The 16,216-nt window shown below is 70.3% G+C and carries 8 protein-coding genes; 1 reads left to right on the top strand and 7 read right to left on the bottom strand.

Going from position 1 to position 16,216, the window contains the following annotated elements; all coding sequences use genetic code 11:
• Positions 1-45: 45 nt before the first annotated feature.
• Both ggt and ACT53Q_RS04310 read right to left on the bottom strand, forming a co-directional pair.
• The gene (ggt, locus tag ACT53Q_RS04315) at positions 46-1,734 is read right to left on the bottom strand and encodes a gamma-glutamyltransferase (RefSeq protein ID WP_476185777.1); all 1,689 of its coding nucleotides are present in this window, start codon (positions 1,732-1,734) and stop codon (positions 46-48) included.
• A gap of 212 nt (positions 1,735-1,946) precedes the next feature.
• Positions 1,947-3,296 (bottom strand): jacalin-like lectin, encoded by a 1,350-nt coding sequence (locus ACT53Q_RS04310; protein ID WP_476185427.1) that lies wholly within the window; start codon positions 3,294-3,296, stop codon positions 1,947-1,949.
• On the opposite strand from ACT53Q_RS04310, the gene ACT53Q_RS04305 reads away from it, so the two are divergent.
• Positions 3,280-3,684, top strand: a complete 405-nt coding sequence (locus tag ACT53Q_RS04305) for a hypothetical protein (RefSeq protein WP_476185426.1) — start codon at positions 3,280-3,282, stop codon at positions 3,682-3,684. The two genes, ACT53Q_RS04310 and ACT53Q_RS04305, sit on opposite strands and share 17 nt — an antisense overlap.
• On the opposite strand, the gene ACT53Q_RS04300 is transcribed toward ACT53Q_RS04305, so the two are convergent.
• The 5 genes from ACT53Q_RS04300 to ACT53Q_RS04280 form a co-directional block, all read right to left on the bottom strand.
• Entirely contained in the window at positions 3,627-5,501 is a 1,875-nt protein-coding gene (locus tag ACT53Q_RS04300; RefSeq protein WP_476185425.1) for a putative bifunctional diguanylate cyclase/phosphodiesterase, read from the bottom strand. The two genes, ACT53Q_RS04305 and ACT53Q_RS04300, sit on opposite strands and share 58 nt — an antisense overlap.
• A gap of 117 nt (positions 5,502-5,618) precedes the next feature.
• Complete coding sequence (locus ACT53Q_RS04295) at positions 5,619-8,144, bottom strand: prealbumin-like fold domain-containing protein (RefSeq protein WP_476185424.1); 2,526 nt, start codon at positions 8,142-8,144, stop codon at positions 5,619-5,621.
• Positions 8,145-8,490: 346 nt separating this feature from the next.
• Complete coding sequence (locus ACT53Q_RS04290; protein WP_476185423.1) at positions 8,491-10,416, bottom strand: hypothetical protein; 1,926 nt, start codon at positions 10,414-10,416, stop codon at positions 8,491-8,493.
• 3 nt (positions 10,417-10,419) lie between these two features.
• A complete protein-coding gene (locus ACT53Q_RS04285) occupies positions 10,420-12,336 on the bottom strand; it encodes a hypothetical protein (protein ID WP_476185422.1) in 1,917 nt (638 codons plus the stop codon).
• Positions 12,337-12,506: 170 nt separating this feature from the next.
• Entirely contained in the window at positions 12,507-16,208 is a 3,702-nt protein-coding gene (locus tag ACT53Q_RS04280; protein WP_476185421.1) for a hypothetical protein, read from the bottom strand.
• Positions 16,209-16,216 lie beyond the last annotated feature (8 nt).

Raw genomic sequence — 16,216 nt, 5'->3', positions numbered from 1 at the left:
ATATCTTCTATCGCCCGCAATACGTACCCGCAGTACGTCATCCGCTCAATACCCCGCCGCCATGCCGTCCTTGCGCGATTCGCTGGCGCCGACGTAGCCGCCGCCGTTGGGGTTCACCATGATCGCCTGGTAGCCGCCGTAGGGACCGTCGGCGAAACGGATGGAATGTCCCTTGCGCATCAGCGCGCGGACGGTTTCGATCGGGAAGCCGCTTTCGAGGTCGACTTCGCCGCCGTCGGTCATCGCGGTGCTCTGGCCGGTGGGTTCGGTGCTGCCGTCGTGCTGGATGCGCGGCGCATCGCCGGCTTCCTGCAGGTTCATGCCGAAGTCGATCAGGTTCATGAGGATCTGCGCGTGGCCCTGCGGCTGCATCGCGCCGCCCATCACGCCGAAGCTCAACCACGGCTTGCCGTCCTTCGTGACGAACGCGGGGATGATGGTGTGGAACGGCCGCTTGCCCGGCGCGTAGGTGTTGGGATGGCCGGGCTTGAGCACGAACATCTCGCCGCGGTCCTGGAAGACGAAGCCCAGTCCCGGCGGCGCCATGCCGCTGCCCATGCCGCGGTAGTTCGACTGGATCAGCGACACCATCATGCCGCTGGCGTCGGCGGTGGTGAGGTAGATGGTGTCGCCTTCATTGACCTCGGGAATGATGCCCGGCTCCACGCTGCGCGCGGCCTTGTCCATCGAGATCCGCTTGCCGCGTTCGGCGGCGTAGCCCTTCGAGATCAACCGCGCCACCGGCGTGTCGTAAAACTTCGGATCGGCATACGACGCGGCGCGATCGGCGAACGCCAGCTTCTTCGCCTCGACGAACAGATGCACGTGCTCGGGGCTGCCGAAGCCATACGACTTCAGATCATAGGGTTCGAGCAGGTTGAGGATCTGCAGCGCGGCGATGCCCTGCCCGTTCGGCGGCAGTTCCCACACGTCGTAGCCGCGATAATTCGTGCTGACCGGCTCGACCCAGTCACCATGGTGTTCGGCGAGGTCCTCGTAGCGCAGGAAACCACCGTTGGCCTTGAAATACGCATCGATGGTGCGCGCGATGTCGCCCTTGTAGAACGCGTCGCGGCCGCCGCGCGCGATCTGCTCCAGCGTGTTCGCGAGGTTCGGATTGCGCCAGGTTTCACCGGTGCGGGGGCCGCGCTTTCCATCCACGGTGAACTGCTCGGCGAAGCCGGGCCACTTCGACAGGCCCGGCACGCTGCGGTTCCAGTAGTACGCGATGGTTTCGGCGACCGGATGGCCTTCACGCGCGTAGCGGATGGTCGGCGCGAGGTTGTCGGCCATCGGACGCTTGCCGAAGCGGTCGTGCAGCGCGAACCAGCCGTCGACGCAGCCGGGCACGCTCACCGGCAGCGGCCCCTGCGCCGGAATGTCGGTCAGGCCGCGGCGCTGGAACTCGGCCAGCGTCAGCGCCTTCGGCGAACGCCCGGAACCGTTGTAGCCGTAGAGCCGCTTCGTCTTCGGGTCCCACACGATCGCGAACAGGTCGCCGCCGATGCCGCTGCCGGTCGGCTCCATCAACCCCAGCGCCGCGTCGGCCGCGATCGCCGCGTCCACCGCGCTGCCGCCGGCGCGCATCGTCTCGAGTGCGATCTGCGTCGCCAGCGGATGCGACGTCGCCGCCATCGCATGCGGCGCATACACCTCGCTGCGGGTGGCGAACGGCTTGCCGGTGACGCGATCGGCGGCGAGTGCGGGACCCGCCGCGGACAGTGCGACGGACAACGCGAAGACCGCGGCGAACGAGGCCGCAGGCGTTCGGATCGATCGGGACACGGGGCACCTCGCCGGGACGGAACGCGGGAGGTGCAGGGTAGCGCGCCCGGCGTCCGCAGCGAATCCGCAGGCGCACCGGGGATCGCCGGCACCGACGCCGCGTCGCCCCGGACGCGCGACGGGCCCGCGCGCTCACCGCGCAGGCCCGTCGCTCCGGCGCTTCAACCGAACGCCGCCTGCAGGCTCGCGATGATCGCCCCCATGCTGCCGCCCGCCATCGGCACGGTCACCGTGGTCCCGCTGAAGGCGATCAGGCGCTGGCCGGACGGCGCGGACTGCGTGAACGGGGTCTGCGACGTCGCGCCGGACATCGTGCCGTACGGGCCGTGCGTCGCACCGCTCCTGCAGGTCAGGGTGAGCTGCAGGACGCACTGCCAGCCGTACCACGTGCCGGTGTAACCGGAGATCGACACGATCGGATCGTTCGGCGAAATCGCGAGGGTCGTGGCCGTGCCGCCGTTCCCGCCGTGCTGCGGCAGGGTGAAGAGATCGGCCCCCTGGGGCCCGGTGTTGTACGGCCCCGTGCCGGTGCACACGATCTGCAGGGCGTCGAGCACCTCGCCCGAGCGGACCGTGATCCCGGTGATGTCGGGGACGCCCGCGGCGCCGACGATCGGCCGATCGTCGAACGCGGTGCCGGCAGGCGGCTGCGCGAGCTGGTCCAGGATCATGAACTGCGCCTGCTCGAACTGGAAATTGCCGGAGTTCAGGCGCCACATGAAGATGTCCCGGTAGGCGTACGTGGTGCCGCCGTGCTGGAACCCGGCCGACACGGCGCTCCACACCTGCTGCGCGCTGGTGTTGGGTGCCGCGTTGTCGGGTTCGAACTGCGCGCCGTAGCCGATCTTGTCGGGGGAGATCCCGGCGCGCAGGAAGCTCGACAGCGGCGTGCCGTCGTAGAACTGCGGCGACACGAAATCGAACGCACTGTTGACCGTCGCGTAGTCGATCGTGTCGGTGGGCCATGCCGGCGTGAACGACAGGAAGTACTTCACCGGCTGCGCGTCGAACACCGTGCGGATCGTCGAGAACAGGATCTTGAAGTGTTCCCGGGTGAGCTTCAGGGAGACATCGCCTTCCCAGTCGACGTCCAGGCCGTTCATGCCGCTGGCCTGCAGGTAGGCCACCAGATTGGTGGCGAACGCCGTGGCCTGCGCCTGCGGATCGCCGCCGCCGGCGAAGATCCTCGCGAGGGTGTTGTCGCCCGAATACACCATGGTCGCCAGGAACTTGATGCCCGGGTTGGCCTGCCGCGCGTCGCGGAGCACGTAGTCGAGGTAGTCCTGGTTCGTCAGACCGCCGGGATGGGAAGAGGCGCCGATCTGGATGGTATCGCCGTTGGTCGCGGGCACGACCTCGAAGAAGGCGATGCCGATGAAGTCGGCGCTGTTGTACGTCCCGTACTGGATCAGCGACTGGTAACAGCTGTCGGGGCTGGTGTAGTTCGTCTGCGGCGGCTCATCCTCATTCAGGAAAAGCCATGCATTGACGCCATTGGGCAAGCTGGTCATTTCGATGCTCCTTTCGATCGACGCGGCGTTGGAGGGAACGTCGACGGCCTGGCGATCGCCCGGCCATCCACGTTCGGATCGCATGCGCAGGGTCGGCGCCGCTGACGGCGGGGTCGAGCGACGTGCCGACGCGATCCGCCGGATCGGTGCGAACACGGCCCGACCGCTCGTCGACGACGCCCTGCCGCATCAGGGTGCGTCGGATGCGGCATGCGGTGTGGTCGTCGTCGGTGTCTCTGCGGTGCCTTCGTCCACATGCACGCCGCTGTGCCGGTTGCCCGAGCTCCCGCGCGAGATCCGTGTCCGCGTCCGCCGCGTCGCGCGGCCGGCTCAGCCCTGCCCGCCGAACCCCGCGATCAGCGTGTCGTTGTCGATCGCCGGCGAATAGAGCCAGCCCTGCACGGCGAAGATGTTGCAGTCGCGGAGGCACTCGGCCTGGGCCTGCGTTTCGACGCCCTCGCCGACGACGTCGATGCCGAGGGTGTGGGCGAGTTGCGCCACGGCCTGCACGATCGCGAGGTCGGCACGGTTGCCGGGCAGACCGGCGGTGAAGCCGCGATCGATCTTCAGCGTGTCGATCGGCAGGTGCTTGAGGTAGCCGAGCGAGCAGTAGCCGCTGCCGAAATCGTCGAGCGCCACGTGCACGCCCAGTGCGCGCAGGCGGGCGAGCGTGCGGCCAGCGGTCTGCTGGTCGCGCAGCAGCAGCGTCTCGGTGAGTTCCAGGCACAGGCGCTGCGGCGGCAGGCCGGAATCGGTGAGGGCGATCTGGACGTCGGTGATGAGGCCGGCCTGCTCGAACTGGCGCGCGGAGACGTTGACGCGCAGCATCGGCGCGACGCCGTCGCGCGCGGGCCAGCGCATCGCGGCGTGGCAGGCTTCGAGCAGCACCCAGCGGCCGAGGCGCACGATCAGGCCCGAGCTTTCCGCGACCTCGATGAACTCGCCCGCCGGCACCACGCGGCCGTCGGGCGTGCGCCAGCGCAGCAGCGCTTCGGCGGCGCGCCAGCGCCCGTCGCGCAGGTCGATCTCGGGCATGTAGTGCAGCACCAGGTCGCCGGCGGCGAAGGCCTCGCGCAGCGCCTGTTCGGTGCGCAGGCGTTCGAGCAGGCCGCGGTGGCGGTCGGCGTCGAACACTTCGCAGCGGTTGAAGCCGGTCTGGCGCGCGCGCAGGCTCGCGTTCTCGGCGTTGCGCAGCAGCGTGTCGGCGGACGGCGCGACGAGGTCGCGCGAGAAGGCGATGCCGGCCGACACCGTGGCCGGCTGCGGCAGGGCGCCGCCGTGGTCGAAACCGGCCTGGACCAGGTCGATGCAGCGTTCGGCCAGCGCCAGCGCCTCGACTTCCGGCAGGTGCCGGTGCGGGATCACCGCGAAGGCGTCCTCGCGCACGCGGGCCAGCGTCGCCGCTTCGCCGGTGGCCTCGCGCAGGCGATCGGCGACCGCGGTGAGCAGGCGCTGGCGCGCGTCGCCGTCGGGCAGCGCCTCCATCGGCAGTTCCACCTGCAGGTGCACCGCCACCAGGCCGCCGTCGTTCTCGTGCATCGGCCGCAGCGCGCTGTGCGCGACTTCGAGCAGGTGGTCGCGGTTGGGCAGGTCGGTCTGCGGATCGTGGCGTTCGATGTAGCGCAGCCGGCTTTCGGCCTCGCGGCGCCGGCTGATCTCGTAGGCCATGGCCACGTAGTCGCCGATGCTGCCGGCGAAGGCCTCGTCCTCGGGCGTCCACATCCGCGCGCAGCCGACCTGCTCGTGGCAGACCACGCCCAGCAGTTCACCCTGGCTGCGCACCGGCGCGTCCAGCAGCGACTGCACGCGATGGCGGGTGAAATAGGCCTGCAGGCTGTCGTCGTCGGCCACGGTGTCGTCGGCGCGCACGTCGGCGATGTCGATCACGCGCACGTCTTCCAGCTGCTCGCCGTATTCGCGATCGATGGCCAGGGTTTCGTCGAAGCCGTCGGGGTTGTGGCGATCCTCGCTGCGCAGGTAGGCATGCACGCAGCGCAGGCGGCTGGCACCGCGATCCACGCGCCAGACGTTGACGCGCTCGACTTCCAGCGTTTCGGCGGCGACCTGGCAGATCAGGGCGATGGCGGTCTGCAGGGTGCAGTCGTCGCTCCACACCCGGCGCGCCAGGGCGACCAGCGCGTGGTTGTGGCGCAGCGCGCGTGCGCTGCGTTCGGAGTGCCTGGGGTGTCCCGCGTTCGCCGTCATCGCTCCCCCGTTCCTCGAACAAAGGTCGCGATCCGTTCAGGATCGCGGCGCTGGCCCGGTGTCATACGCGAAAACCGGGCCGGGGCGGTCAGCCACGGCAAGGTGCCGCCCTGCCTGTCAGTTCACCGTGCAGGTCAGCGTCACCGTCACCGAGCTGTTGAGCGGCAGCGCCGGGATCGGTGCGCCCGCGCCCTGCAGTGCGGCGACGAGAACTGCGCCGGTGATCGGCGGACACGTCGCGCCGCCGGTCGCGGTGCAGCTGGCGGAGGTGCAGGTGAGGTTGGTCGGCGCGGGATCGGTCAGCACCGCGCCATCGGCGGCATCCGGCCCGAGGTTGGCCACGGCGATGGTGTACGTGGTCGTGGCGCCGGAGGTCACGATGTCCGCGGCCTGGTCGACGTCGCCGTTCACGCCCGGCGTGTTGGTCTTGGTCAGGCGCAGGTCGGCCTGGTTCTTGCGCGTGTTGGTGAAGGTGCAGGTCAGGTCGTCGCCGGTGACGGCGGTCAGCGAGAAGCTGGTGCCGCTGCCGCTGGGCGCCTGCCCGCCCGCCAGTGCGTTGGTGCAGCTGTAGGTGGTGATGTAGTTGCCGAGGTTCGCGCCGGCGGCGGCGGTCTCGGCCAAGGTGTAGGTCGCGCCGATCGCGCCGGGATTGAGCGTGGCGACGCCGGTGGCGGTGGTGCCTGCGCCGGCAGTGGTCACGGTGGCCGGGCCGCCGGTGCCGGTGACGGTGAGGGTGAACTGGTCGCCGGCGACGAACCGCCCGGACGGCAACGCCTTCTGCAGGCGCAGGATCGGCAGGCGGTCATTGGTGAAGGTGCAGGTGAAGCCGGTGCTGGCCGCGATCTCGGCGCCGGTGATGGTGTAGGTGGTGCCGCTCAGGCTGCCGACGGTGGCGTTGGACGCGTTGACGCAGGTCGCACCGTTGAACGACCAGCCGGCCGGCAGCGAATTCTCGTTGATGGTGACGGCGGTGGTCGGCGAAACCACGGCGAAGACCTGCGTGCCGGTCATGCCGGTGTTGCCGTCGACCTGGGTCGCGGTGTTGGCGGCCGCGGTGGTGACGGTGCCGGTGGTCTGTCCGGTGTTGGTCAGGGCGAAGCCGAACGGGCCGCCGGCGATGCCGGTGGTGATCTTGTTCAGCAGCACCTTGCGCGTGACCTGGAACTGGTAGTCCTCGACTTCGCCGCTCTGCACCGTGCTGACCGGCGTGTTGCAGTTGTCCAGCGGGGCGGTGGTGGCGCTGCTGGTGCAGACGCGGAAGCGGGCGAAGGTCGGGCCGATGATCGCGCCGGCCGGCACCGCGATGTTGAGGTTGACCGTGCCCGTGGCGACCGCCTGGTCGCTGACCATCTGCTCGCCGGCGTCGTTGAAGTCGCCGTCGGCGTTCCAGTCGAACCAGGCGTTGAGCACGCCGCCGGCGTTCTGGATGCTCACCGGCACGATCGTGATCTCGCCGATCGGCAGCAGCGGCGACAGGGTCACGCCATCTTCGTCGTCGGTATTGTTGGTGTCGTCGCCGGTCGCGTTGGCATTGTTGAGCAGGCCGGTGTCGGCGTCCACGGTGGCGCCCATGCGGATGCCGGTGATGGTGTGCGTGGGGTTGCCGTAGCTGATCGGCGCGTCGCCGACGTCGGCGTTGTCGGATTCCAGCAGGAACGACGCGTTGGTGGCGCCGTAGACCAGCGTGGCCGCCGCACCCGCCATCTGCAGGGTGTAGAGACTGCCGGGCGTGGCGCCGCCGTTGCGGAAGTAGGCGCCACCGGTCACGCCATTGGGTTCGTTGTTGATGTTGCCGTTGGGCGTGTCGTAGGTGCCGGCGCTGTTGCCGGTCACCAGCGAGCCGGTGAGCGAGGTGTGGCCGGTGGGCGTGGTGAAGCCTTCGGTGCTGCTGCTGGCGCCCATCACCAGCTTGCCGTCTTCGGCCTCGTCCGGCGCCTGGCCGGCGTCGTAGGCGGCCGGGGCAAGCGAGGAGTTGCCCGGCGTGCCGGTCGTCACCTGCGCGGTGGCGGTGGCGTTGCGGACGAAGCCGGTCACCGTCTGCTCGACGTTCTGGTACACCGACGCCAGCATCAGCGCGTCGTCGCCGGGGTTGGTCGGCGACACCACGTCGGGGAAGGTGATGCTGACCGTGCCCGAGGCCGCGCCGCCGAGCAGCGTGTTGATGTCGTTCTCGAACAGCACGATGTGGAAGCTGCTGAGGCTGAAGAACGCGGTGCCGGCCGGCGAACCGCTGGGCGAGGTGCTGATGTTGATGAAGCGGGTGTCGCCGCTGGGCGTGCCGCCGATCACCAGCGCGTTCTGCCGGTTGATCGTGCCGCCCGGGCCGGTGACGCGCGCGGTGATCTGGTTGTTGCTGGTGGTGGCCGGGGGCGTGCCCGTGCGCGGCTCGGGATAGTTGTCGCCCAGGCCGGTGCCGGCGGTGTTGGCGGTGGTGCACAGGCCGCCCGTGCCGTCGGCCGCCGAGCAGTGGTCACGCTCGAACGTCGCCCAGATGAACAGGACGCGGTTCTTGCCGCTGGGGATGCTGAAGCTGGCGATCGATGGCGTGCCGGTCGCCCCGGCGCCGGTGGCGGTCGCCGTCTGGGTGGTGAGGTGCTGGACCGTGGCCGCATGGAGCTGCGGCGCATGCGCAACGATGGCCAACAGGCACGCAAGCACGGCCGCGCGACATGCGCGGGCCACGCCCGAGCTGATTCGGATACTCATCATCAACCACCCCTGTCCTGCTTCGTTGCTTCCGTGACTACCGTCCCCGGGCCGGCCGATTGCACGACAACATCACACCTTCGCGGCATGGCGGATGCGTTCGTGTTTCCATCGTGCGCGGCACGGGTCGCGCAATCACGTCCCGTGCAACATAAGCGCGGCAAGCGCCCCCCTCACGCTGTCACATGTGACAGGCTAGTGATTCCGGACCATGCAAAACCTGCCGTGCGTCTGAATTTCGTGGTCCTTTGGTCGCAATCGATGGCGTTGCCATCGATGTCCGCTATGGCACGGTGCAGGTCAATGCAAAACTCACATTGCCGCCGGACGGCAACGTGGGGATGCTCACCCCCCCGCCCTGCAGTGCAGTGACCAGTGCGGCACCGGTCTGCGCGGGACACGCGGCGCCGCCGGTGGCGGTGCAGGTGGCCGTGGTGCAGGTCAGTCCCGTCGGCGCCGGATCGGTGATGACGGCGTTGTTCGCCGGCTTCGGCCCCGTGTTGCTGACGACGATCGTGTAGATCGAGGTCGCGCCGGACGCCACGGTGTCGGCGGCCTGGTCGACTTCGCCGTTCACGCCCGGCGTGTTGGTCTTGGTGATGCGCAGGTCCGACTTGCAGGTCCGGCCGACGTCGGTGCCGGGCGTGTCGGTCGCGGCGCTGACCACCGATCCGGTGCTGCTGCCGCCGCTGGTCGCGCCATGGGTGGCACCGCCGGGCTGGCCCTGGGCCGTGTTGGTCAAGCCGGGCGCACCGCCGTTCGCGGTTACCGTGGCCGCGCCGGTGGTGATCACCACGCCCGCCGCACCGCCGCCGCCGCCGCCGTGGGCGGAGCCGCCGGGCACCCAGGCGTCGCCGCCGCGGCCGCCACTGACGTCGACGTTCAGCGCGGCGCTCCAGGTGGTCGCGACCACCACCACGCTGCCGCCCGCACCGCCGCCGCCGGCGGCGTCGTTGAGCGGGTTGTCCGCCGCACGGCCGCCGCGGGCACGGATGGTGCCGGCGCCGGTCACGGTGACCGCGCGCGCCATCACGATGCCGCCGCCGGCCGCGCCGCTGGACTGCTCGGCCGTGCTGTTGCCGTTGTTGTCGCCGCCGCCGCCGCCACCACCCATCACCAGCCGGGCGATGCCCGCCTGGGCGAACGCCGCGCCGCCGAAGGCCCACTTCTTGTCGGGCAGGTTGCTGTAGTCGGCGAGGATCCCGGCGTAGCCGGCCGAGCGCCAGCCGGCGCCGCCGCGTCCGCCCGCAGCGCCGTTGCCGCCGCCACCGCCGCCGCCGTTGTCGCTGCCGGCGTCCCAGTAGGCGCCGCCGCCGCCGGCGTTGCCGGGCGCGCCACGCGCCCAGTCGCCGGTGCTGGCGGTACCGGAGGGATAACCGCCCCAGCCGGCGCCGAGGTCGGTGATCGCCGCAGGGTTGCCGTCGTCCGGCGTGCGCTTCTCGCTGATGAAGCGCGGCGTGCCGGCGATGCCCTCGCCCTTCACCGCGTGGCGGGTGTCGTCGTCCCAGCGGAAGCGTTCGACGGCCTCGTTGACGTCGCGGGCGCGGCCGCCCGCGCCGCGGAAGCCGGCACCGTCGACATCGATGGTCTGGCCGTTGAAGTCCAGGGTGAAGGCGGCGTCGATCACCGCCACGCCGCCGCTGTTGCCGTCCCATGGCGACGCAGTGACGGTCCCGCCGAGGGTGACGTTGGCGTACTGCGGCACGCGGACGATCTGGAAGGTGCGGCGGCCGTTGGTGGTGGTGGCGGCGGCCTGCTCGTAGGCGGCCGTCAGCGGCGAACCGGTGAGGTCCAGCGTGCTGCCGCTGGTGCCCGCGCCGGCGCGGAGGAACTGGTAGCGGCCGGCGGCGCAGCCCGGCGACGAACTGAGGTAGCCCGATGCGGGCTCGCCCGCGACGCCGTCGCCGTAGGCGAGCGTGTCGGTGGTGTTCAGCGTGGCGCACTGCATCTGGATGATCAGCACCAGGTCGCCCGGGGCCAGCGTCGCCGCCGCGCCGCGCTGCGCGCTCAGCGAGATCGTGGTGCTGCCCGGCCCGTAGTTGCCGGTGCCCGGGGTCCAGTAGGTGTTGATGATGCCCGCGACGCCGGTGACGTTGCCGGCACCGCCGGGGGTGGCACAGACCTGCGCACGCGCGCCCGGCGTCGACAGCAGACCGCAGGCGAGGGTGGCGACGAAGGTGAGGACGAGACGCCGGGGAGAGGCAGTCATGGTTCAGGGCACCTGGCAGGTGAGGATGAAGGTGGCCGTGCCGCCGACCGGCAGCGTCGGCACGGTCGCACCGGCCCCCTGCAACGCGGACACCAGCGCCGCACCGGTCTGTGCCGGGCAGGCCGCGCCGCCGGCCGCAGTGCAGCTCGCGGTGGTGCAGGTCAGGCTCGCCGTCGCCGGATCGGTGATCACGGTGCCGTTGGCCGCGCCCGGCCCGTTGTTGCGCAGGGTGATCGTGTAGGTCGTGCTGGTGCCGGAGGTCACGGTATCCGCGGCCTGGTCGACATTGCCGTTGAGGCCCGGCGTATTGGTCTTGGTCACGCTCAGGTCGGCACGGGCGGTGAAGTTGCACAGCGGCAGGTCCGCGATCGCCGGCGCCGACGCGGTGTTGCCGCCGTTGCCGGCCGTCGCGCCGTTGGGCACGAATTCGGTCACGGCGGTCGACGAGGTCGTGCCGCCATTGCCGCCCGACACGGTGCGCGTGCCGCCGGGCGAGGCGATGTAACCGCCACCGCCGCCGCCGCCCGGACCTTCGGACTCGACGCTGGTGATCAGCTGGTTGCCGCCGCCGCCGCCGTTGGCGGAGAAGCTCAGCGCGCCTGCGCTCGGGGCGACCAGTACCACCGAACCGCCGCCGCCGCCGCCGCCGGGGGCATCGTTGTGGCCCGGCACCGTGGCCGTGGCCGTGCCGCCGTTGGCCTGGAGCGCACCGCTGCCGCCGACGGCGTTGGCGATGACGTACACCAGCCCGCCACCGGCAGCACCGGCGCTGGCCGCACTGTTGTTGCCATCGCCGGCACCGCCGCCGCCGCCGAAGAACAGGCGGGTGTCGCCGACGGTACTCGGGTTGTTGGCCAGCGGACGCCCGCCAAGCCCGCCGCGCTCGCGCCGGTTGTTGCCGGCCCACCCCGCCGTGCCCGGGGCCGTCGTCAGCGCATTCTGGTCGGCGGCGGCGTAGGTGTAACCGCCACGGCCACCGCCCGGGGAATTGGTCGTCGACGTCAAGGTGCCGTCGATATTCCACGCGTTGGCCCACGCTGCCGTGGCGAGGCTGGGCACGCCCTGGCCGCTCCAGCCGGCCGCACTGCCGCCGTTGGCGCCACCGCCACCGCCGGCATTGTGCGAATTGCCGCCACCGCCGCCGTTGGCGGGCGCGCCGCGGTTGTAGCGTCCGCCCAAGCCGTCGTACACGGTCTGCGCACCGGCGATGCTTTCGCCCTTCTCGCCACCATCGGCCGCGGTCGCGGCCACGTAGGCGGTGATGTCGGTCGCGGCATCGGTGCTCGTGTTGTCGAGCGCGCCGCCGCGGAACCCCAGCGCGTTGGCGTGGATCGTCCCGTTGATGGTGGCCGTGCCGTCGACGATGACCGCGACCACGCCGCCGGTGCTGCCGTTCCACGCGGACGGCACGACGGACGCCCCGGTGTTCACGGTCAGGCTGCTGAATTGCGGCACGCGCACGACCTGCGCACCGCCGTTGTAGGAGAAGCGCAGCGGCGTGGCGCTGCAGACGGCGCCCAGCGTGATCACGTTGCCGGCCACGGCGGCGACGCTGACGAATTCGTAGCGGCCGGCGTTGTTGAGCGCGGTCACCGCGCCGTAGCCGCTGGTATTGGTGGTCGCGATGCTCGCGCCCTGCGCCTGGTACAGCATGAGCACGTCGCCGGCGGTGATGCCGGCCGCACTGGCGACGGTGATCGTGCCGGCGCCCGACGCCGCGCCCGCAGAGAGCGTGGTCACGGTGTTGAGCACGGTGTTGGCCGCCGTCACCGTCCGCGCGCCATCCTTGCCGATCTGCCGCGCCTGCGCGGCAGGCGAGACCAGCCCGGCGGCAACGACCAGCGCCGCGACCAGCGTCGTCAGGCGAACGGGGCTGCGGGGAGCCGCAACCGGGCGGGACGACGACACGAGGCCTTTCATTCCAGGGAATCTCCGACAAACCAGGGTTGCGCTTGGAACACGGCGCGACACACGCGCCGACTATCGATCTGGCGTCGACGATCGAATCATTCGATGGCCGAAGCCGGGACGAGCGCGAACGCCGCGCCCGTCCTGCAGACACGGCGTTCCGTCGCCGTCAGTCGTTCATGTCAGTACCAGCCGACGAAGTTCACGAACCAGCCGCGCTGGTCGTAATCGAAGTTCGTCAGGTCGTCGTTGAACTGGGTGAAGTTGTAGCCCACGCCCAGGCGCAGGTTCTTGCCCAGATCGCGGTCGATGCCGACCAGCGCGCCCTGGCGATCACCGCCGTGCTTCGCGCCGAGCCAGCGGTACTCCGCCAGCGCGTGCCAGTCGTCGGCGAACGCGTAGCGCGCCTGCGCCGCGACGAACGTCGCGCCGGAGTCGGCCCACTCGCCCGCCAGGCGGCCGTAACGCACCTCGCCCTCGCGACGCATCGCCTTGCCCGCGAACTCCCAGTGCACGTTCGGGGTGTACACGCCTTCCAGCGACAGCACCTGGCTGCGCTGGTCGTAGTTGGCGACGTTGGTGCCCGTCTGCGACAGCGCGGACACGTCGTACAGGTACGTGTACTTGCCCAGCAGCGCCCACTTGCCGGTGTCGAACGGACGCCATGCGAACCCGAGGTTGCCCTCGATGAACTTCGCGCCCGCGCTCGCCTGCAGGTCGTCGGTGGTCTTCGAGTAGTTGAAGCGCGCCGCGATGCGGAAGCTCTCGTTGACCTTCTGCGTGAACGTGTTGGTGGTCACCCACTGCGTGCGCCGCTCGGCGCCGCTGTCCTCGCGCCATTCGAGCTTGCTGTTCCACTGCGTCGCGCTGGAGGTGCGGCCGCCGCTGACGCTGACCGCGTTGCGGTCGACGTTGCCGGTGCCGCGGTCGAGGTTCGCGGTCTGCAGGGTGAGGCCCAGCGTCCAGCCCACGCCCGGATAGAAATCCATGCCGAAGGTGTGGGCGAGGCCGCTTTCGTTCGGCGCCTTGAGGTACTGGCTCTCGTTGTAGACGTTGACCTGGTTCGACAGGCGCCAGCGCTGGCCCAGCGTCCAGCCGGCGGTCTGCCGGTTGTTGAACAGCGGGTCGTAGCTGGTGCGGTCGGTCGACCAGGTGTAGGCGCCGTAGAACGTGTGCTCGGGGCTCAGGCGGTATTCGGCGTTGACCTGCGCCGAGTCGCCGCGGTCGCCGGTGGTGACTTCCGCCCCGACGCTCGACAGATCGCCGAACAGGTACTTCGCGCCCAATGTGTACGCGTCGTTGTCGGCGTAGCGGCCGCCGTCGTCGTCCACCGTGAACTGCGCGGTGCCGTACAGGTCGAGGCTGCTGCCGAAGCGGTGCTTGTACTGCAGCGCGGCGAGCGTGCCGGACGCGTTGCCGGACAGGCGCTTCTCCTCGATGCGGCGCAGCTCGCCGGCGAGGCTGTTGAAGTCGTCGATCCGCCATTCGCCGGTGACCTGCGACTGGGTCAGCGTCTCGTCGCCGCGTTCGGCGCGGCTGTAGCGCGCGTGCACGTTGATGTTCTGCGCGAACTGGCCCAGCACCTCGGCACCTTCCTCGCGCACGCGCGAGCCGATGTCGAAGCGGCTGACCGAGAAGCCCGAATCCACGTCGCGCCACCAGGCACCGGCGGACCAGTCCAGCGCGGTCCAGCCCAGTTCCTTGAAGTTGGCGCGGGCCTCGACCGCACGCGCATCGCCTTCGCGCGACACGGTGGTCGGGTTGAGCTGGCTGAAGCTCAGGCCGCCGTTGTCGGAGAAGAAGATCGGCGCGCTCGCGGCCTGCGTGCTGCTCTGTTCGAGCTTCAGGTAGGTGCCGCGACCGGCCTGCAGGGTCAGGTCGGCGCCCTTGAGCGTGTAGTCGTCGCCGCCGCGGTTCTCGTCGATGTACGTGGCGCCCAGCGCGACGTGTTCGCCGAACCAGTGCTTGCCGCGCAGACCGGCGGTGAACGACCCCGGATCGAAGCCGTCGGGGATGTACTCGTAGTCGACCAGCAGCACCTGCGAGAAGCCGTCCAGCGGCGTGTCGCGGGTGAGCGTGGGGATGTTCTCGCGGGTGATCTGCGCCAGCGGCCGGGTCAGCAGCAGGCGGCCCTGGAACTCGTCGATCTCGTAGTCCGCGCCGCGGGCCAGGTCGATGCGCTTCTCGACGCGGCCGGTGGTGTGGTCGCGCACTTCCAGCACCACGCGGTCGGAACCGGGCAGCACGTCGGTGTGCTTGAGGTAGTAGAGACTGCCGCCGGTGCCGAGGAACTCGCTGTGCCCGGGCGCGCTCTGCGCCTCGGAGCCGAACACCTTCAGCTGCGACGCCGGTTCACCAAGCTCGGTCGCCTTGCGCGAACGCCAGCTCAGCGCGCCGCCGTACAGCGAGCGCGAGTACTGGCCGTACTCGGTGCCGGTGATGCCGGTGTTGAAGTTGCCCCACAGCGCCTGGCTCTTGTCCCAGTCGACGCGGACGTAGAGCTTGCCCTGGGTGTCGACGTCGCGGACCGTGGTCGAGTCGTCGCCGTAGACCGGGTAGTACTGGTCCGGATCGAGGCGGCGGAACACGTCCTGCGCGTTGGCCTTGCCGAAGCCGTGGAACAGGTCGCGGATCTCGCGTTCCTGCGTATCGGCCTGGGCGGTGACCAGGTATTTGCCCTTGATCTTGCCCTTCAGGTAGAACGCGAGGCGACCTTCCAGCAGGAAGCCGTCGTCGTAGCGTTCGTCGCCGCTGAGCGGCTCCACCGAACCGGACACGCTGCTGCCGGACGCCGTGAAGTCGGCGATCGCGACCGCGAACATGTACTTGCCGGTGACGTCGATGTCGAGGCGCTTGTTCAGCGTCTGCTGGTCGCCGCCGGCGAGTTCGATCTCGTAGGCATGGCGGCCCACCGGCACCAGGTATTCGGCCACCAGCTTGCGCTGCAGGTCGATCGGCTGGCTCTGGCCATTGATGCGGACCGAATAACCCTCGGGGATGTCGCGGCCCTGGATGCGGATGCGCGAGCCGTAGATCGCGATGTTCTGCTGGCGCAGCGCGTTCTCGCCGAACACGCCTTCCACCAGACTGCGCTGCTGCGCCTCTTCGGCGCTCATCGCGATGCCGTTGGCCTTCTCGACCGAGCGCTGCAGCACCTGGCTGCCGCGTTCGGCTTCGTCCGGCGTGACCAGCTGCATGCGCCGCGGCCAGGTCTCGTCGAAGCTGCCGTCGGCACCGTAGGCGCGGACGATGTAGACCAGTTCGTCGCCGGCGCGGGCCTCGAAGCCCGCCGGCAGCGTGCCGTCCCAGGTGACGTCCGTGACCGCACCGACCGGCAGGTCCACCTTCGCCAGCGGCGCGACCAGGTCGGCGTCGCTGGCGCGGTAGATCAGCACCTCGGCGCGGCGCACGAAGTCGGCGTAGTTGCTGTAGGCGTAGAAGCGCACCGGCTTGGCGATGCGGCTGCCGTCGAAGGCCACCAGCGACGGCGCCGAGACGTTGAGCTGCGGCTGGCCGAGGTTGGGATCCTCGGTGGCCCAGATCACGCCGCCGCCGGGCAGGTCGGCCGACCACTTGCCGATGGCCAGCGCCTGGCCGGGCTGGAGGTCGCGGTTCCACGTCGAGGCGACGTGTTCGGCTTCCACCGTCACCCGGCGATCGGGCTGCAGCTTGCCGGAGTCGGACTGTTCCGAGGTGTCCTTCGTCACCGGGCGCTGTTCGCCGCGGGTGCGGATGGTGAACACCATGCCTTCGTCGGACGTGCAGCCGTTGCCGTTGCAGCGGGTGGCGTCGGACGCGGGCGGCGCCTCCTGTGCGGAGGCGGTGCCGGCGAGGCCGCCGGCGAGGATGCCGATCAGGGTGTAGTCGAGCAGTTTCATCTTCATCTTGGCGA

Source organism: Lysobacter sp. DMC97 (assembly GCF_056313745.1).
This window is presented reverse-complemented; position numbering and strand designations above follow the sequence as displayed.